The 17,944-nt window shown below is 71.9% G+C and carries 15 protein-coding genes; 13 read left to right on the forward strand and 2 right to left on the reverse strand.

What is annotated here, in order from left to right; genetic code table 11:
- The first annotated feature begins 10 nt into the window (after positions 1-10).
- The 4 genes from Air01nite_RS24150 (at position 11) to Air01nite_RS24165 (ending at position 5,126) form a co-directional block, all read left to right on the forward strand.
- Positions 11-817, forward strand: a complete 807-nt coding sequence (locus tag Air01nite_RS24150) for an inositol monophosphatase family protein (RefSeq protein WP_239090932.1) — start codon at positions 11-13, stop codon at positions 815-817.
- Positions 818-916: 99 nt separating this feature from the next.
- Positions 917-1,948, forward strand: coding sequence for a coiled-coil domain-containing protein (locus Air01nite_RS24155; protein WP_203705449.1), 1,032 nt, complete (start codon positions 917-919; stop codon positions 1,946-1,948).
- Positions 1,949-1,966: 18 nt separating this feature from the next.
- The gene (locus tag Air01nite_RS24160; RefSeq protein ID WP_203705450.1) at positions 1,967-3,511 is read left to right on the forward strand and encodes a fused MFS/spermidine synthase; all 1,545 of its coding nucleotides are present in this window, start codon (positions 1,967-1,969) and stop codon (positions 3,509-3,511) included.
- A 79-nt stretch (positions 3,512-3,590) separates the two neighbouring features.
- Positions 3,591-5,126: a serine/threonine-protein kinase gene (locus Air01nite_RS24165; RefSeq protein WP_203705451.1), complete on the forward strand. Its 1,536-nt coding sequence runs from the start codon at positions 3,591-3,593 to the stop codon at positions 5,124-5,126.
- Here Air01nite_RS24165 and Air01nite_RS24170 read toward each other — a convergent pair.
- Positions 5,123-5,788: a potassium channel family protein gene (locus Air01nite_RS24170; protein WP_239090925.1), complete on the reverse strand. Its 666-nt coding sequence runs from the start codon at positions 5,786-5,788 to the stop codon at positions 5,123-5,125. The genes Air01nite_RS24165 and Air01nite_RS24170 overlap by 4 nt on opposite strands.
- Positions 5,781-7,115 carry a TrkH family potassium uptake protein gene (locus Air01nite_RS24175; protein ID WP_203705452.1) on the reverse strand — a complete coding sequence of 445 codons (1,335 nt, stop codon included), beginning with the start codon at positions 7,113-7,115 and terminating at the stop codon, positions 5,781-5,783. The genes Air01nite_RS24170 and Air01nite_RS24175 overlap by 8 nt, the downstream gene beginning before the upstream one ends.
- A 68-nt stretch (positions 7,116-7,183) precedes the next feature.
- Between Air01nite_RS24175 and Air01nite_RS24180 the strand changes: the two genes are divergently transcribed.
- The 9 genes from Air01nite_RS24180 (at position 7,184) to Air01nite_RS24220 (ending at position 17,921) form a co-directional block, all read left to right on the forward strand.
- Positions 7,184-8,293 carry a glycerophosphodiester phosphodiesterase gene (locus tag Air01nite_RS24180; protein ID WP_203705453.1) on the forward strand — a complete coding sequence of 370 codons (1,110 nt, stop codon included), beginning with the start codon at positions 7,184-7,186 and terminating at the stop codon, positions 8,291-8,293.
- Positions 8,294-8,444: 151 nt separating this feature from the next.
- Positions 8,445-9,647 (forward strand): substrate-binding domain-containing protein, encoded by a 1,203-nt coding sequence (locus Air01nite_RS24185; RefSeq protein ID WP_203705454.1) that lies wholly within the window; start codon positions 8,445-8,447, stop codon positions 9,645-9,647.
- Between the two features lie 11 nt (positions 9,648-9,658).
- Complete coding sequence (locus Air01nite_RS24190) at positions 9,659-10,411, forward strand: ABC transporter ATP-binding protein (protein ID WP_203705456.1); 753 nt, start codon at positions 9,659-9,661, stop codon at positions 10,409-10,411.
- Complete coding sequence (locus Air01nite_RS24195) at positions 10,408-11,136, forward strand: ABC transporter ATP-binding protein (protein ID WP_203705457.1); 729 nt, start codon at positions 10,408-10,410, stop codon at positions 11,134-11,136. The genes Air01nite_RS24190 and Air01nite_RS24195 overlap by 4 nt, the downstream gene beginning before the upstream one ends.
- Positions 11,136-12,026, forward strand: a complete 891-nt coding sequence (locus Air01nite_RS24200) for a branched-chain amino acid ABC transporter permease (protein WP_203705458.1) — start codon at positions 11,136-11,138, stop codon at positions 12,024-12,026. Before Air01nite_RS24195 ends, Air01nite_RS24200 begins: the two co-directional genes overlap by 1 nt.
- Positions 12,023-13,138, forward strand: a complete 1,116-nt coding sequence (locus Air01nite_RS24205; RefSeq protein ID WP_203705459.1) for a branched-chain amino acid ABC transporter permease — start codon at positions 12,023-12,025, stop codon at positions 13,136-13,138. The genes Air01nite_RS24200 and Air01nite_RS24205 overlap by 4 nt, the downstream gene beginning before the upstream one ends.
- A gap of 87 nt (positions 13,139-13,225) precedes the next feature.
- Positions 13,226-14,182 carry a DUF5715 family protein gene (locus Air01nite_RS24210; protein ID WP_239090926.1) on the forward strand — a complete coding sequence of 319 codons (957 nt, stop codon included), beginning with the start codon at positions 13,226-13,228 and terminating at the stop codon, positions 14,180-14,182.
- A gap of 9 nt (positions 14,183-14,191) precedes the next feature.
- The gene (locus tag Air01nite_RS24215) at positions 14,192-15,784 is read left to right on the forward strand and encodes an asparagine synthetase B family protein (protein ID WP_203705460.1); all 1,593 of its coding nucleotides are present in this window, start codon (positions 14,192-14,194) and stop codon (positions 15,782-15,784) included.
- A gap of 40 nt (positions 15,785-15,824) precedes the next feature.
- Complete coding sequence (locus tag Air01nite_RS24220; RefSeq protein ID WP_203705461.1) at positions 15,825-17,921, forward strand: RecQ family ATP-dependent DNA helicase; 2,097 nt, start codon at positions 15,825-15,827, stop codon at positions 17,919-17,921.
- Positions 17,922-17,944 lie beyond the last annotated feature (23 nt).

Consider the following 17,944-nt stretch of genomic DNA (forward strand, 5'->3'; position numbering starts at 1 on the left):
CGAATTTGTGATCGACGCACAACTAGGCGGCCGGGTCGGCGCGCTGGTGCGGCAGACCGCCGCCACCGTCGTCCTGCCGTCATACCAGCACCTGAAGGCATCGGAAATCAGCGAGAAGGGCCCCGGCGAGCTCGTCACCGTCGCCGACCGCCGGTCCGAGGAGGCGCTCACCGCGGGCCTGCGCGAACTGCTGCCCGGCTCGGTCGTGGTCGGCGAGGAGGCCTACGCGGCGGACCCGACCGTGCTCGGTCGCATCGGCGGCGCGGCACCGTCCTGGATCGTCGACCCGATCGACGGCACCGCCAACTACGCCGCCGGCCGCGGGCCGTTCTGCCTGATGGTGGCGCTCGTCCGCCCCGAGGGCCTGGCCGCGGCGTGGATCTACGACCCGATCGACGACCTGATGGGGTACGCCGTCGCGGGCGGCGGCGCGTTCCTCAACGACGTGCGGGTCGAGCCGGCCGCCCCGCTCCCGCCGGACCAGGTGCGCGGCGTCGCACCGGCCACCTACTACCCGGCCGACCTGCGGGCCAAGGTGCTCGACGGCCGGGGCAGCCTGGGCGAGGTCACCGGCGGGCAGCACTGCGCCGGTCGCGAGTACCTCGACCTGGTCGCCGGTCGCCAGCAGTTCTCGATGTTCTGGCGCACCTGGCCGTGGGACCACGCCCCGGGCGCCCTGCTGGTCCGCGAGGCGGGCGGCGTGGTCCGCCGGCTCAACGGCGGCGAATACACCGTGGTCCCCGACCCGGGTCAGGGGCTCTTGGCGGCCATCGACGAACCGACCTGGCAGGCGGTGTCCGACGCACTCATACCGTGACCGTCCGTGAGCGATTCTCGCGGGCACGCCGGACCACTCCAGATCGGGTACGCTGTCCGGCGGCCAGCGGGGGATCCATTGTGACGGAAGGGAATCGTAGTGCCTCGTACGGTGACGCGACACCGGTGGCGAGCCTTGCTCGTCGCACTGCTCGCGGCCGTGACGGTCGCAGTCGGTGCTCCGGTCACGGGCGCGTACGCAGCGCCGAATCCCGCCCCCAAGGAAAACGACGAGAAGAAGTTGCGCGACAACCTCGAGGCCGCCGCCAAGGGACAGGTCGAGGCGCAGCGCAAGCTCGCGGCGTCGAAGAAGCGCGCCGTGACCCTCACCACGCAGGTCAACCAGTTGGAGACGAAGGTCGAGGTCATGCGCGCGCAGGTCGGCGCGTTCGCCGTCGAGTCCTATCGCACCGGCCGGCTGACCGGGCTGTCCGCTCTGCTCGGCAGCGCCTCACCGGATGACTTCCTGGCCCGCGCGGGCAGCCTCGACATGATGGCGCAGCGCGACGCCGGTGCCCTGCGCGGCTACGCCGAGGCGCACGAGGCCGCCCAGGAGGCCAAGGCGAAGCTCGACCACGAGGTGCGTGAGCAGGCAAGGCAGGTCGCCACCCTGGCCAAGCGCAAGGAAGACGCCGAGCGGGCGCTGCGCAGCGTCGGCGGCGGCACGACCACCGCCGGCTACATCAACCCGAACTCGCCGGCCGCCAAGCCGGCACCGCGCAACTCCGACGGCTCGTGGCCGTCCGAGTCGTGCTCGGTCGACGACCCGACGCCGGCCAGCGGCTGCATCACCCCGCGCACGCTGCACGCGCTGCAGCAGGCACAGTCCGACGGCTTCAAGCGCTACGTCTCGTGCTTCCGCTCTGGCGGCGGCGGCGAACATCCCAAGGGCCGGGCCTGCGACTTCTCCGCCGCCGCGGGCGGCTTCGAGAACAAGAGCGCCACCGGCGGCGACAAGGCCTACGGCGACAACCTGGCGTCCTACTTCATCAAGAACGCCAACGCGCTCGGGGTCATGTACGTCATCTGGTATCGACGAATCTGGATGCCTGGCACGGGCTGGAAGTCCTACAGCGGCGGTGGCGACCCGGCCGCCGACCACACCAACCACGTGCACCTGTCCATGCTTTGACCCCCGTACCCTGACCGGATGGAACAGACCACCGCGACAGCGGTCGACGTGCCCGAACGCCGCCCACTGCCCGGCGGCCTGGCCGCCTTCCTCGTGTTCCTGTCGAGCGGCGCCGTCCTGGTGCTGGAGACCGTCGCGTTGCGGCTGGTCGGTCCCTACCTGGGCGTGACCCTGCAGGTGACCAGCGCCGTGATCGGCGTCGCGCTGGCGGCGATCGCCTACGGCGCCTGGACGGGCGGCCGCGTCGCCGACAAGCGCGACCCCCGCACGCTGCTGCCGGGCGCGCTGGTGCTCGCCGGCATCGCGACCGCGGTGACGCTGCCGGTGGTCAGGTACGCGGGCGAGGCGCTGCGCGGCGGTGCGGTCAGCGGCATCCTGCTGCTCACCGCGCTGGCGGTGTTCGTGCCGGCGTTCCTGCTCTCCGCGGTCACCCCGCTGGTGGTCAAACTCCAACTCGGCGACCTGCGCAACACCGGGCAGGTGGTCGGCAAGCTGTCCAGCGTCGGCACGCTCGGCGCGGTCACCGCCACGCTGGTCACCGGCTTCATCCTCGTGGCGGCGCTGCCCACCTCGGTCATCCTGATCGCGCTGGCGGCCGCGCTGGGCCTGGCCGGCCTCGGCATCGGCTGGTACCTGCGGCGCACCGACAAGCTCGCGCTGGCGGGCACGAGCCGGGCGGGCGCGGTGCTCGCGATCGTCGGGCTGGCCGGCGCCGGGCTCTCCGCGGCGGCGCCCACGCCGTGTGACGTCGAGACCGCCTACCACTGCGCCGCGGTCGAGGCCGACCCGGCGCGGGACGGCGGCCGCACGCTGTTCCTCAACTCCGCCCGGCACTCGTTCGTGGACCTCGACGACCCGACGTACCTGGAGTTCGCGTACACCCGCTGGCTCGGCGCGGTCGCGGGTGTGGTCAAACCCGGCACCGAGCGGATCGACGCGGTCCACCTCGGCGGCGGCGGGTTCACCATGCCGCGCTACGTCACCGCCACCCGGCCCGGCAGCGCCAACGAGGTGTACGAGCTCGACGGCGCGCTGGTCGAGCTGGACGAGCGTGAGCTGGGCGTACGACAGGGTCCGGACCTGACCACCAAGGTCGGCGACGCCCGGATGCTGCTCGGGCAGCGCGCCTCGGCCAGCGCGGACCTGGTGATCGGCGACGCGTTCGGCCACCTCGTGGTGCCGTGGCACCTGGCGACCCGGGAGATGGCGGCCGACATCCGCCGGGTGGTCCGGCCCGAGGGCATCTACGCGCAGAACGTCATCGACTACCCGCCGCTGCGGTTCATCAAGGCCGAGGTGGCCACCGTCGCGGCCGAGTTCGCGCACGTCGCACTGATCGCGCCCGAGCGGTCGCTGGCCGGCGAGCAGGGTTCCAACTTCGTCATCGTGGCCTCGCCCGCACCGCTGCCGATGGACCAGCTGCGGATGCGGCTGACCGAGGACGACGACGGCGGTGCGACCACGATCATCAGCGGCGCGGAGCTGGCCGCGTTCGTCGACGACGCGAAACCGCTGACCGACGAGTACGCCCCCGTGGACCAACTGCTGGCCACTGGTGGCTGACCGGCTCAGCTAGCTTGTTCGGCCAACCGAATCTGACGTATCAGGTTCCAACCGCAGCTCAGCGGGCAAGACAACTCGCATGGCAGCGGTTGGTGGGCGCTACCGGCTGGTCGAACGACTCGGCGCGGGCGGCATGTCGGTGGTCTGGCGCGGGTACGACGAGGTGCTCGGGCGCCAGGTCGCGGTCAAGGTGCTGGCACCGTCGCTGGCCGAGGACAGGCTGTTCCGCGAGCGGATCCGGGCCGAGGCGCAGGCCGCCGCCCGGCTCAGCCATCCACACATCATTTCCGTCTACGACTACGGCGAGTCCGGCGGCGCACCGTACGTGGTGATGGAGCTCGTCGACGGTGTGCCGCTGAACGCGGTCACCATGCCCATGCCGTGGCGGGACGCGATCGCGATCTGCGCCGAGATCGGCTCGGCACTGGCCGCCGCGCACGACCGGGGCGTGGTGCACCGGGACGTCGCGCCCGGCAACGTGCTGCTGACCGCGACGGGTGCCAAGGTCGTCGACTTCGGCATCTCGGGCGTGGTGGGCGAGCAGGAGGTCGGCCCGGACGGTTCGCTGCTCGGCACGCCGGCCTACATCGCGCCGGAACGCCTCGTCGGCGGCCAGGTCTCGGCGGCCGCCGACGTGTACGGCCTCGGCCTGCTGCTCTACCGCTGCCTCAGCGGCCACCTGCCCTGGCCCGCCACGACTCGCGTCGAGCTGCTCAAGGCGCACCTCTACGCCGAGCCCGCACCGCTGCCCGAGATCGACGGCCTGCCGCCGGAAGTGGCCGACCTGTGCATGCGCTGCCTGGCCAAAGAGCCGGGCGAGCGGCCGTCCAGCGCCGAGGTGGTCGTGCTGCTCGGCGCGGAGGGCGGGTTCGTGCCGCGACCGGTGTCGCCGGTGCCGGTCGCCGTCGGCGCGGAGACCGGCAACACCACCATCCTGCCGCGGACGGGCGACCCGTTGACGGGCCCGGCCCGCGGTGTCGCGCCTGCCGCCGGCATCGTGGCGCGCGACCTGCTGGCCGGCCGGCGCCGCCAGGTGATCGGCACCGCCGCGGCGGTGGTGTTGCTCGGCGTGGCGGGCGGGGGACTGGCCTTCGGCCGGGGCGCCGACCCGGCCGGCGCCACCGAGACCACGACGCTGGCCGCACCGGCCGCCGGGGTGGCGGAGACACCGGCCTGCGAGGTCCGCTACGCCCTGCGCCGCGACTCGGGAAAGGCCTTCGACGCCGACCTGACCGTGGTCAACGCGGGCTCGGCGCCGGTCACCGACTGGTCGCTGGCGTTCACCTTCCCGGGCGACCAGAAGGTGACGCGAGCCGCCTCCGCGACCGTCGACCAACAGGGGAGCACGGTCGTGCTCCGCCCGGCCAGCAAGGCCGCGGTGCCGGCCGGTGGCTCGGCGGGCGTGCGGCTGACCGGCAGCTACGCGCGTTCCAACGCGTTCCCGGTCGAGTTCCGCCTCGACGGCGCGTACTGCTCACCCCAGCTCTCGACCGTCACCACGAGCGAGCCGTCGGCGGCACCCAAGCCCAAGCCGCCGAAGGCCGGCGACTCGAGCGGCAAGGGCCCTGGATCCAAGGGTGACAAGGGCAAGGGCAAGAAGGGCGACCACGACTAGGTCGTCGCGGCGAACTTCTCCACTTTGGTCGCCTTGCCGGAAACGATCAGGGTGGCGTTCTCGGGGATGACCGTGTCGGGGGTCGCGAAGGCGAACTCCTTGCCCGGCTCCTTCACGCCGACCACGGTGACGCCGTATTTCCGGCGCAGCCCGAGCTGCGCGAGGGTCTGCCCCACCACTCCCCGTGGGACCCGGGTCTTGGCGATCGCGAAGTCGTCGTCGAACTCGATGAAGTCGATCATCCGGCTGCCGATCAGGTGTGCCACCCGCTCGCCCATCGTCGACTCCGGGTAGATCACCTTCGTCGCGCCGACGGAGGCCAGGATCTTGCCGTGCTTCGTCGAGATCGCCTTGGCCCAGATGTGCGGCACTCCGAGCTCGACCAGCGCGAGCACGGTCAGGATGCTGTGCTCCATGTGCGTGCCGATGCCGACCACCGCGTGGGTGAAATCGGGCACCCCGAGCTGGCGGAGGGCGTCCTCGTCGGTCGCGTCGGCCTCGGCCACGTGGGTCAGCCGCTCCGACCACTCCTGCACGAGCTTGGGATCGATGTCGATGCCCAGCACCTCGTGACCGAGCTGCTGCAGCGAGCCGGCGACCGCGCCGCCGAACCGCCCGAGCCCGATCACCACGACGTTGTCGTCGCCTCCGATGTCAGCCAACGATGGGTCGCTCCTCCGGGTATCGGTACAGCCGGCGCTGGGTGTTGAGGGCGATGGCCGACCCTACCGCGATCGTCCCCACGCGGCCGATGAACATCAGAACCACCAGAATGACCTGCGCGGTGCCGGGCAGACCGGGAGTGATGCCCGTCGACAACCCGACCGTGGCGAAGGCGGACGTCACCTCGAAGAGCGCCGCCTCGAACGAGACGCCCTCGGTCGCCTCCAGCAGGGCGAACGTGCCGGTCGCGACCAGGCCGACGCCGAGCAGCGCCACCGTGAGCGCCTGGCGCTGGGTGGTCTCCGCGATCCGCCGCTTGCCGATCACCACGTCCGGCTCACCCCGCAGCTCGGCCAGGATCACGAACGCGAGCAGGAAGAACGTGGTCAGCTTGATGCCGCCGGCGGTGCTCGCGCTGCCGCCGCCGATGAACATGAGCGCGGTCGACAACGCGAGCGTCTCGGTGTGGAAGGCGCCCACGTCGACCGTGTTGAACCCGCCCGACCGGGTCATCGCGTCTTGGAAGAACGCCGCCAGCATCTTCTCGGGCACCCCGAGCGGGCCCAGGGTGCCTGGGTTGTCCCACTCGAGCCCGAGCAGCGACACGAAGCCGAAGACCAGCAGCACGACCCCGCCCCACACGGTGAGCCGGGTGTGCGTCGACCAGGTGGACGGCTTGCCGGCCCGGCGGAACAGCTCGAACAAGACCGGATAGCCGATGCTGCCCGCGATCACCCCGATGGTCAGCGGCACGCAGATCCACCCGTCGTCGACGAAATCGACGAGCGAGTTGCTGAACAGCGCGAAGCCGGCGTTGTTGAACGCCTGGACCGCGTGGAACACGCCGTACCAGGCGGCCTTGCCGACCGGGTAGTCGTACCCGAGCCAGAACCGCCCGCCCACGATCACCGCGATGGCCGACTCGAAGACGGCCATGGTCAGCGCGATCCGCGCCAGCAACGATCGCACGTCGCCGAGCCCCAGCGCGGAGTCCTCGGCCTGGGCCATCAACCGGCTGCGCAGTCCCAACCGCTGCGAGACCAGCAGCGCCAGCAGCGTGGCCATGGCCATGATGCCGAAACCGCCGATCTGGCTCAGCACGGTGATCAGCACCTGACCGAAACCGGTCCAGTAGGTCGCGGTGTCGACCACGGCCAGCCCGGTCACGCAGACGGCGGAGGTCGCGGTGAACAGGGCCGTGACGAACGGCGTCGCTCCCGGCTCCACCCGCGCCGCCGGCATCATCATCAGGAGCGTGCCGATCACCACGGCGCCGAGGAACGCCAACGGCACGAGCCGGGCGGGGTGCTGCAGGGTGCGGCGCATCAGGCATTTCTTACCACGTTCACCGCCTGGCCAAGCCCCCGTCGTGAGACATCGATTGACTGCGGCGCATGCGACGACGTACTGCACTTTCGCTCACCCTGGCCGGAGCCGGCGCGATCGCGGCACCGGGCCTCGCGCCCGCCGCCGCGTCCGCCAAGGGCCGCTCGGATGACGCCACACCCTTGGTGATCGGCCACCGCGGCGCCAGCGGCTACCGGCCCGAGCACACGCTCGAGTCCTACCGCCTGGCCGTCCGGCAGGGCGCCGACTTCATCGAGCCCGACCTGGTGTCCACCAAGGACGGCCACCTGGTCGCCCGGCACGAGAACGAGATCTCGGGCACGACCGACGTGGCCGCGCACCCCGAGTTCGCCGGCCGCCGCACCACGAAGACGATCGACGGCAACGCGATCACCGGCTGGTTCACCGAGGACTTCACGCTCGCCGAGCTCAAGACGCTGCGGGCCAAGGAGCGGCTGCCGCAGGTGCGGGTCACCAACACCGCGTTCGACGGCCAGCTGCCGATCCCGACCCTGCAGGAGGTCATCGACCTGGCGCGGGCCGAGAGCAAGCGGACCGGCCGGGAGATCGGCATCTACCCGGAGACCAAGCACCCGACCTACTTCCAGTCGATCGGGCTCGCGCTCGAGGAGCCGCTGGTCCGCGTCCTGCGCGCCAACGGGCTCACCCGGAAGAGCTCCCCGGTGATCATCCAGTCGTTCGAGACGGCCAACCTGCGGAAGCTGGCCAGGATGACCGACGTGCGGCTGGCCCAGCTCCTGGACGCCGCCGGCAAGCCCTACGACTTCGTCGTGGCCGGTGACCCGCGCACCTACCAGGACCTGGTCTCGCCGGCCAACCTGAAGTGGATCTCCTCGTACGCCGACGGCATCGGCGCCAACAAGAACCTGCTGGTGCCCCGGGACGCGACCGGCAAGCTGCTCGCCCCGACCAACGTGATCCGGGACGCGCACCGCAACGGCCTGGTCGTGCACGCCTGGACGTTCCGCGTGGAGAACCAGTTCCTCGCCGCGGACCACCGGATCGGCACTGACCCGAACGCCCGCGGTGACATCACGGCCGAGTACGAGCTGTTCTTCTCGCTCGGCCTCGACGGTGTCTTCAGCGACCAGCCGGACACCGCCGTCGCCGCCCGCGCGGCCCGCCCGGAGCGTTAAGGAACGGTCCGTTCTTAACGCTTTCCGCAGAGGAACGGTCCGTTCTTAACATCGAGTGTTAAGAACGGTCCGTTCCTTACATCTCCACGGCACATATATGGGCGCGGGCCACATGGCCTGGGTCACATCGACCCACATACCGTGTGTCGCCATGACGGTAAAGGCGATGCGGCGGGCGTTCGTCACCGCCGCGACAGTGATAGCCGTGGCGGCAGCCGCCACGGCCTGCGGCAGCCCGCAGGAGACGGCAACCGGTGGCGGCGACGCCGCGGCGCCCGTGAAGGTCGGCATCGTCCACTCGCAGACCGGCCCACTGGCGTCCTACGGCAAGCAGTACATCGACGGCTTCAAGGCCGGGCTCGCGTACGCCACCGACGGGACCAACAAGGTCGGCGACCGGGCCATCGAGGTGACCGAGGTCGACGACGCCGGTGACCCGGCCAAGGCGGTGTCCGCGGTCAAGGACCTGATCGGCAAGGGCACGAAGATCATCGCGGGCTCGACCGCCTCGGGCGTCGCGCTCCAGGTCGCGCCGCTGGCCGCGCAGAACAAGGTGCTGTTCATCTCGGGCCCGGCCGCGACCGACGCGGTCACCGGGGTCAACAAGTACACGTTCCGGTCCGGGCGGCAGTCGTACCAGGACGTGATGACCGCCAAGTCGTTCATCGGCGACGCGGCCGGCAAGAAGGTCGTGGTCTTCGCGCAGGACAGCGCGTTCGGCAAGAGCAACGAGGGCGCGGTCAAGGCGGTCATCGGCGGCGCCGGCGCGACCGTGAGCAGCGTGCTCGCCCCGGCCAGCGCCACCGACTTCACGCCGTTCGCGAGCCAGCTCAAGGCGGCCAAGCCGGACCTGCTGTTCGTGGCCTGGGCGGGCACCACCGCGCCGGCCATGTGGCAGACCCTCGACCAGCAGGGCATCCTCGCCTCGACCACGGTCGTGACGGGCCTGGACATCCGGGCGTCCTGGCCCACCTTCGGCGCGGCCGGCACGAAGATCTCGTTCCTGTCGCACTACTTCGACGGCGCCAGCGACAACCCGGCGGCGCAGGCGGCCCGCAGCGCGGTCGGCGGCACGCTCGACCTGTTCAACCCGGACGGCTTCACCGCGGCCCAGATGGTCGTGCGGGCGGTCCAGGAGGGCGGCGACGACGTCGACAAGATGGTCACCGCGCTGGAGGGCTGGAGCTTCGACGGTGTCAAGGGCAAGCTGACGGTCCGCGCCGAGGACCACGCGCTGCTGCAGCCCATGTACCAGGCGACCCTGACCGGCAGCGGCGACCAGCTCACCGCGAAGCTCGAGAAGGCGCTCACCGCCGAGGAGGTCGCCCCGCCGGCGGCCGCGATGAAGGGCTGACCAACTTGTCCGTGCTCCGCACCGAGGGGCTGACCTGGCGGGTGGGCGAGGTAGCGATCGTCGACGGTGTCGACATCGCCCTCGCCCCCGGCGAGTTCCTCGGCGTCATCGGGCCCAACGGCGCGGGCAAGACGTCGCTGTTCAACCTGGTCAGCGGGCTGCGCAAGGCGACCTCGGGCACGGTGTGGCTGGGCGGCGACGACATCACCGCCCTGCCGCCACACCGCCGCGCCCGGCGCGGTCTCGGGCGGACGTTCCAGTCGTCGTCGGTGTTCGGTTCGCTGTCGGTACGCGAGAACGTCCGGCTGGCGGTCCAGGCGCACAAGGGCGGCTCGATGGCGCTGTGGCGCCGGGCCGCCTCGTTCCGGGACGTGGCCTCGGCCGCGGACGAGGCGCTGGCGACGGTCGGCCTGGCCGGCCGGGGCGAGGCGCTGGCCGGCACTCTCGCGCACGGCGAGAAGCGCAAGCTGGAGATCGCCCTGCTGCTCGCCGCCGAGCCCACGGTGCTGCTGCTCGACGAGCCGATGGCCGGCGTCAGCGCCGAGGACGTGCCGGAGCTGGTCGCGGTGATCCGCGGGCTGACCCGGGGTGCGGAAGCCACTGGGCGGTCGGTCCTCATGGTGGAGCACCACATGGACGTGATCCTGGAGCTGGCCGACCGCATCGCGGTCATGCACCACGGCGCCCTGCTCGCCTGCGACACCCCCGACGCCGTGATGGCGCACAAGGGTGTCCAGGAGGCTTATCTGGGTGAGGGGCTATGAGCGACCCGATCTTGTCCGTGACCGATTTGAGCGTACGGATCGCCGGCCTGCACATCCTCCAAGGTGTCTCGTTCACGGTGGCGCCGACCGGGGTGACCGCGCTGCTCGGCCGCAACGGCGTCGGCAAGACCACCACGTTGCGCGCGCTGGTCGGCCTGACCCCGCGCGGCGGCGAGGTGTCGGGGTCGGCGCGCTTCGGCGACCGCGACGCGCTGCACACACCGACCCACCGGCTGGTCCGCGCCGGGCTCGGGTACGTGCCCGAGGACCGCTGCGTGTTCGCCGGCCTGACGGTGGCCGAGAACCTGCGGCTGGCCGAGCGGCCCGGCGCGGCGCCCGCGTACGACCGGGTCTACGCGCTCTTCCCCGAGCTGGACAAGCGGTCCCGTCAACGGGCGGGCACGCTCTCCGGCGGACAGCAGCAGATGCTCGCGATCGGCCGGGTGCTGTTGGCTGACAACACGCTGCTGCTGGTCGACGAGCCGACGAAGGGCCTGGCGCCCAAGGTGGTGACGGAGGTGGCGGAGGCGCTCGCGGCGGTCGCCGAGGAGGTGCCGGTGCTGCTGGTCGAGCAGAACCTGGCGGTCGTCCGCCGGCTGGCCCGCGACGCGGTGGTGCTGGCCGCCGGGCGGGTGGCCTGGACGGGCGCTGCCGACAAGCTGCTCGGCGAGCCGGAGCTGACCAAGGCGCTGCTGGGTGTCGGCAGTCAAGGGGTGCACGCCTGATGTCCACGTTCGTGCTGCTCACGCTGACCGGGCTCGGTCTCGCCGCGCTCTACTTCCTGGTCGCCTCCGGGCTCTCGCTGGTCTTCGGCCTGGCCGACGTGCTCAACTTCGCGCACGGGCTGTTCCTGTCCGTCGGCGCGTACGCCACCTGGTGGGCGGCCGGCCACGTGCCCGGCGCGGGCCCGACCGGGTTCGGCTTCGTGCTCGCCGCCGCCTGCGGCGTGGTCGCCGGCGCGCTGGTCGCGGCCGTCGTCGAGCTGGTGCTGATCCGGCCGCTCTACAGCCGCACGATCGAGCAGGTGCTGGTCACCGTCGGCCTCTCGCTGGCCGGCGTCGCGCTGCTCCAGGCGACCTGGGGTGCCGACCCGCGACCGTTCCCGCGCCCGGAGTGGACCCGGAACGTGACCGGCATCCTCGGCGCCCAGATCCCCAATGCGTCGCTGCTGCTGATCCTCGCCGCGGCGGCCGTGCTCGCGCTGCTGCTGCTCTTCCTCCGGTTCACCCGCGTCGGCCTGGTGATCCGGGCCGGCGTCGAGAACCGCGAGATGGTCACCGCGCTCGGCATCGACGTGCGCAAGGCGTTCACGCTGGTCTTCGCGATCGGCGGCGCGGCGGCAGCGCTGGCCGGCGCGCTCGGCGGCGTCTACTTCGGATCCGTGTCGCCCGGGCAGGGCGGCTCTTTGCTGATCTTCGCGTTCATCGTCGTGGTGATCGGCGGGATGGGCTCGGTGGTCGGCTCCGCGTACGCGGCGGTCGCGGTGGGTCTGCTGCAGCAGTTCGTCAACTACTACGGCACCGCCGGGCTCGGCGACATCTGCGTGGTCGCGCTGCTGGCGATCGTGCTGCTGGTCCGGCCGCAAGGCATCGCCGGAAGGGCGGTCACGGCATGACCCAGGCTGTCCCGTTGAGCGCCGAGGCGCCGCCCGCGGCGACCCCGCCGGAGCTCGGCAAGACACCCCGCCGCCCGGGCTGGCGCCGGCTGCTCGTCCTCGGACCGCTGGTCGCGCTGGTCGTGGCCGCCTTGCTGCCCTACCTCCAGCTCCCACTGCCCGGCATCCTCGACGGCCCGTTCAACACGTACGGCAACCTCCAACTGTTCGCGACCTGCCTGGTCTTCGGCGGTCTGGCCGCGAGCTACGACCTGCTGTTCGGCCGCACGGGTCTGCTCTCGTTCGGCCACGCCCTCTACTTCGCGGCCGGCATGTACGGCACCGACGTGCTGGTCACCCGCGCGCACCTGCCGCTCTGGCAGGCGGCGGTGTTCACCCTGGTCGGCGCCACGATCCTGGCCGCGCTGCTCGGTGCGATCGCGCTGCGTACGACCGGCATCGCCTTCGCCATGGTGACGCTGGCGTTCGCCCAGGTGGGCGCGATCCTGGTGGCTCGCGACTTCGGCGGCCTGACCGGCGGCGAGGAGGGTCTGCCGATCGACGGCGAGCGCCTGCCCGACTTCCTGCTCGGCGTCGGCAACACGGTCAACCTGTACTGGCTCGCGCTGGCGTACGTCGCGCTCGTGGTCTTCGTGATCGCCCGCGTGGCCGGGTCGCCGACCGGCCGGGTGCTCGCCGGCCTGCGCGACGACGAGCGCCGGGTCGGGGTGCTCGGCCTGGACCCGTACCGGTACAAGCTCGTCGCCTTCACGCTGGCCGGCGGGCTCGCGTCCCTCGGCGGCGTGGTCTACGTGCTGATCCTCGGTGGCGCCAACCCGCACGTGACGAGCTCGGAGCTGACCCTGTCGCTGCTGGTGATGGTCGTCCTCGGCGGCCCCGGCACGCGCTGGGGCCCGGTCCTGGGCGGCATCCTCTACATGTACCTGGACCACCGCCTGACCTCCCTGGCCGCCGACCTGCCCGGCCCACTGGGTCAGCCCTTGTTCGTCCTGGGCGCCATCTTCATCCTCGCCGTCTACTTCTTCCCGGGCGGTCTGGCCAGCCTTCGCGGCAGGGTCGCCCTGGTCAGCGCCGCGCTCGGCCGGCGCAGAAAGGATGAAACGGTCTCATAAGCATCATTCGCCCTCCTGTGGACGAAAGCGTCATTAGGCTCGGATCCGGAATACCCGCCTGTTACGGGGGAAAGACGGGGGGCCCACATGACGACTCGAATACCCGCGAACGCCGTCAAGAACGAACAGCGAAAACGGTTGCCCACGCCGCGGCCGGCGGTCAACGGGCCCGATCTGGTCGCTTACCGCGAAGCGGTGGAGAGCCTGCTCATCGAACTGGCCGGCCACAGTGGACCAGGTGTCACGCCCGGTGACACCGCCAAGGCCGAGACCATCCTGATCGAACGCCTCGTCGAGCCTAACTTCTCGGCTGTGCTTTCGGTGACGCCACGCGGGCTCACCGGAACGGTGGAATGGCTGCTCAACGAGGTCCGCAACTACAAGCCCAGCACCCGCAGCTCCGCCGCCGACCTGGCGGCCCAGGTGCGGATCTTCCTGCTCGCACAGGTCGAGGCGATGTGGTGGGGGCAGACGACGCCGTTCGCCACGACCACCGACGTGCTCACCTCGCCCGACCTGGTCGACATCGAGAAGCTGCGGCGGGCAGGTCTGCTGCCGTTCCGCTACCGGCGGCAGCCGCGCACGTTCGCGACGCGGGCGGTGCGGGCGGTCGCCCGGCGGGTCGCGCCGGACCGCTGGCCACGGACGGCCGGCCTGCGGTTCACCTACAGCCGGCCGGAGACGATCGCGCTGCTCGGGCAGATCGCGGCCGACTTCCAGCGGCAGGCGCCGCACGGCACGCCGGCGCTCTGGGTGACCAGCATGACCCGCAGCGTCCGGCACCAGCAGCACCTGCGCGACCTCGGGTACGCCGCGATGTCGCCGAGCGCGCACTGTGTGGGCTGGGCGGTCGACGTCGAGATGGCCTGGTTCGAGCGGTTCTCGGCGCGCGCCGCGCTGGAGACCGTCCTGCTCGAACGGCAGACCGCGGGCGACGTCAACGTGATCGACGAAGGGCAGGCCTGGCACGTCTGCGTCAGCCCGGTCGCCGTCGCGGAGCTGCAGCGGGAGTTCGCTACACGGTTCGAGACCGGGAGAAGGTGACCCGACACTTTGTGCGGTATCGCGCTCATCGTCGGCAACGACGCGGATCCCGCTCTCTTCCGGCGGATGCTCGAATCCCTGACGCCGCGTGGCGACGTGCAGGAGGAGCTGCCGGAGGAGCTGCGGACCATCGGTGGGGGGCCGGCGACAGGACTGCTCGCCGGCACCCAGCGGCTGCGGATCGTCGACCGGGACCGGGCGGTGCAGCCCTGGGTCTCGCCCGACGAGGCGTGGGTGCTCTGTTACAACGGCGAGGTCTTCAACTACCGGGAGCTGCGTGCCGAGCTCGGCGCGGCGGGGCGTGAGCTGCGCAGCGAGAGCGACACCGAGGTCGTGCTCGAAGCCTTCCTGGAGTGGGGCGAGGCGGCCGTCGGCAAGCTGCGCGGCGAGTTCGCGTTCGCGATCGTCGAGCGGGCCACGGGCCGCGTGTTCCTGGCCCGTGACCCGCTCGGCGTCAAGCCGCTCTACTGGTCGCGCCGCGGCGGGCGGATCCACATCGCGTCGGAGGTCAAGGCGCTGGTGCCGGTCGGCGCGCGGGTCACCGAGGTGCCGCCGGGCCACCACGGCTGGGCGACGCCGGTCACCGGGCCGCGCCTGGCGCCGTACGTCGACCTGCTCCGGCTCGGCGAGGACCAAGTGCCGATCGAGGACCCGGACGAGGCGGCGAAGCTGGTCCGCGCCGCCCTGCAGGACAGCATCCGGATCCGCGTCGACACCGACCTCACCGTCGGCGTGGTGCTCTCCGGCGGGCTCGACAGCTCGCTGACGCTGCTCCAGGTGCGCGAGATGCACCCGGACTGCGTCGCGTTCACGGTCGGCGCGCCGGGCAGCCCGGACCTCGACTACGCCAAGCGGCTGACCCGCGACCTCGGGGTGCACCACGAGGTGGTGGAGCTGCGGCCGCGGGACATCCGGATGGGCGAGATCCGGGAAGCGATTCGGATGGGCGAGCTGTCCGAGTACGGCGACATTATCAACGCGGTGGTCTCGGTGCCGCTGTTCCGGCGGGTGCACGAGACCGGCGTCAAGGTGGTGCTCACCGGCGACGGCTCCGACGAGCTGTTCGGCGGCTACCCGATGTATCACGAGGTCGGCCCGGCCGCGGCCCGCCGGCTGTTCCTGCACAAGATCCGCAACCTGTGTCGTACGGAGCTGCAGCGGGTCGACCGCACCAGCATGGGTCAGGGCGTCGAGGCGCGCGTGCCGTTCCTCGACCTGGCCCTCGTGGAGCTCGCGATGCGGATGCCGCTGTCGCTGAAGATGCGCAACGGCAAGGAGAAGTGGATCGTGCGGGAGGCGTTCGCGGACATCCTGCCCGACTACATCCGCCAGCGGCCGAAGAACCCGATGTCGTACTCGTCCGGGCTGCACGAACGGGCCCGGCTCTACAAGGCGCGGTTCGCCCGGGCGCACCACGCATTCGGGTACGGCCTGCTCGAACCGCTCCGGCGAGACTTCGACCACGTCCTGATGAAGTGCGACAACGACCTGGACGCGGCGATCCGCGAGTCGGCCGTGCGGCAGGACTACACGCTGATGGAGCACGCCCGCGACTTCGCGGGAGCCCTCCGCTGGTTCACTGGCGGCCGGGCGCCGTACTGACCTTCGCGCCCGCTCCCGCACCACTGGTAGAACTGACCGGGTGAGGGAGCGGGCTGAGGAGATCCTGCGCCGGCTCGCGGGGGACCACGCGAGACTGCGCGACGACCAGTGGACGGCCATCTCGGCGTTGGTCGAGGAGAAGCGCCGGGTGCTCTGCGTGCAGCGCACGGGCTGGGGCAAGTCGGCGGTCTACTTCGTGGCGACGGCGTTGCTGCGGTCGAGCGGGGTGGCCGGCCCCACGGTGATCGTCTCGCCGCTGCTCGCGCTGATGCGCAACCAGGTCGCCGCGGCCGAGCGGGCCGGCATCCGGGCCCACACGATCAATTCAGCGAACCTCGACGAGTGGGACGTGATCCACGCCGACATCGCGTCCGGCGCGGTCGACGTGCTGCTGATCAGCCCCGAGCGGCTCAACAACCCCGACTTCCGCGACAACGTGCTGCCCAAGCTCGCCTCGACCACCGGCCTGCTGGTGGTCGACGAGGCACACTGCGTCTCCGACTGGGGCCACGACTTCCGGCCCGACTACCGGCGGCTGCGCACGTTCCTCGCCGACCTGCCACCCGGCACCCCGGTGCTGGCGACCACCGCGACCGCAAACCAGCGGGTCACCGACGACGTGGCCGAGCAGTTGGGCGACGCGCTCGTGCTGCGCGGCCCGCTGGAGCGCGACTCGCTGCGCCTGGGCGTCCTCTCGCTGGAGTCGCCGGCTTCGCGGCTTGCGTGGCTGGCCGACCACCTGGACGCGCTGCCGGGGTCGGGCATCGTCTACACGCTGACCGTCGCGGCGGCGACCGAGACCGCGGCGTTCCTCCGCCAGCGCGGTTACGCCGTCGCCTCCTACTCCGGCCAGGCGGACGACGTCGACCGGCAGCAGGCCGAGCAGGACCTGCTCGACAACAAGCTCAAGGCACTGGTCGCCACGTCGGCGCTGGGCATGGGCTTCGACAAGCCCGACCTCGGCTTCGTGGTCCATCTGGGCGCGCCGCCGTCCCCGATCGCCTACTACCAGCAGGTCGGCCGGGCCGGGCGGGCCGTGCGCAACGCCGACGTGCTGCTGCTGCCGGGCCGCGAGGACGCGGCGATCTGGCGCTACTTCGCCTCGCTGGCCTTCCCGCCCGAGCAGCAGGTGCGCGACGTGCTGCACGCGCTCGACGCGGCCGGCCGACCACTGTCGACCCAGGCGCTGGAGCCGATCGTCGACCTGCGCCGCACCCGGCTCGAGATGATGCTCAAGGTGCTCGACGTCGACGGCGCGGTGCGCCGGGTCCGCGGCGGCTGGGTGGCCACCGGCGAGCCGTGGGTCTACGACACCGCGCGGCTGCGCCGGGTCGCCGCCGCCCGGACGCACGAGCAGGACAGCATGCGGGAGTACGTCGCGACGACCGGCTGCCGGATGGAGTACCTGCGCCGCAGCCTCGACGACCCCGGCGCGGCGCCGTGCGGACGCTGTGACAACTGCGCGGGTCCGTTCGTCGCGGCCGAGGTGTCGGCGCCGGCACTGGCGGCGGCCAACGCGTTCCTCGGCCGGGCCGGCGTGACGATCGCGCCGAAGAAGCTATGGCCGACCGGGCTGCCCGAGGTCCGCGGCAAGCTGAGCGCCGACGAGCAGGCCGCGCCCGGCCGGGCGGTCGGGCGCCTGTCGGACCTCGGCTGGGGCGCCGCGCTGCGTGGCCTGCTCGGCCCGGACGCGCCGGACGGCCCGGTGCCCGACGACGTCACCGGCGCGGTGGTCGAGGTGCTCAAGGACTGGTCACGCGGCGACGACCCCTGGCCGCAGCGCCCGGTCGGCGTCGTCGGCGTCGCCTCCCGGGGCCGACCCGAGTTGGTCCGTTCGCTGGCCGCCCGGATCGCCGAGATCGGGCGGCTGCCGCTGCTCGGGCTGGTGGAGCCGGGTCCGCAGGCACCGCCGTCCGGCGGCGGCGCCCGCGGCAACAGCGCGCAGCGCGTCCGCGCCCTGCACGGCGCCTTCGAGATCCCGTCGGACCTGGCGGCCGCGCTGTCGGCGGTGACCGGCCCGGTCCTGCTCGTGGACGACCTGGTCGACTCGGGCTGGACGATGACGATCGTCGCCCGGGAGCTGCGCACCGCGGGCGCACCCGCCGTGCTGCCGTTCGCGCTGGGCGTCGCCGGCTAGAACGTAAGGAACGGTCCGTTCCA

It is taken from the genome of Asanoa iriomotensis, from assembly GCF_016862515.1.
GTDB lineage: Bacteria > Actinomycetota > Actinomycetes > Mycobacteriales > Micromonosporaceae > Asanoa > Asanoa iriomotensis.

Excerpts from the sequence above, each read along its gene's own strand:
- Air01nite_RS24165 (WP_203705451.1), top strand. The coding sequence starts at position 3,591 with ATGGCAGCGGTTGGTGGGCGCTACCGGCTGGTCGAACGACTCGGCGCG.
- Air01nite_RS24175 (WP_203705452.1), bottom strand. The coding sequence starts at position 7,115 with ATGCGCCGCACCCTGCAGCACCCCGCCCGGCTCGTGCCGTTGGCGTTC.
- Air01nite_RS24210 (WP_239090926.1), top strand. The coding sequence starts at position 13,226 with ATGACGACTCGAATACCCGCGAACGCCGTCAAGAACGAACAGCGAAAA.
- Air01nite_RS24180 (WP_203705453.1), top strand. The coding sequence starts at position 7,184 with ATGCGACGACGTACTGCACTTTCGCTCACCCTGGCCGGAGCCGGCGCG.
- Air01nite_RS24200 (WP_203705458.1), top strand. The coding sequence starts at position 11,136 with ATGTCCACGTTCGTGCTGCTCACGCTGACCGGGCTCGGTCTCGCCGCG.
- Air01nite_RS24160 (WP_203705450.1), top strand. The coding sequence starts at position 1,967 with ATGGAACAGACCACCGCGACAGCGGTCGACGTGCCCGAACGCCGCCCA.
- Air01nite_RS24205 (WP_203705459.1), top strand. The coding sequence starts at position 12,023 with ATGACCCAGGCTGTCCCGTTGAGCGCCGAGGCGCCGCCCGCGGCGACC.
- Air01nite_RS24195 (WP_203705457.1), top strand. The coding sequence starts at position 10,408 with ATGAGCGACCCGATCTTGTCCGTGACCGATTTGAGCGTACGGATCGCC.
- Air01nite_RS24185 (WP_203705454.1), top strand. The coding sequence starts at position 8,445 with ATGACGGTAAAGGCGATGCGGCGGGCGTTCGTCACCGCCGCGACAGTG.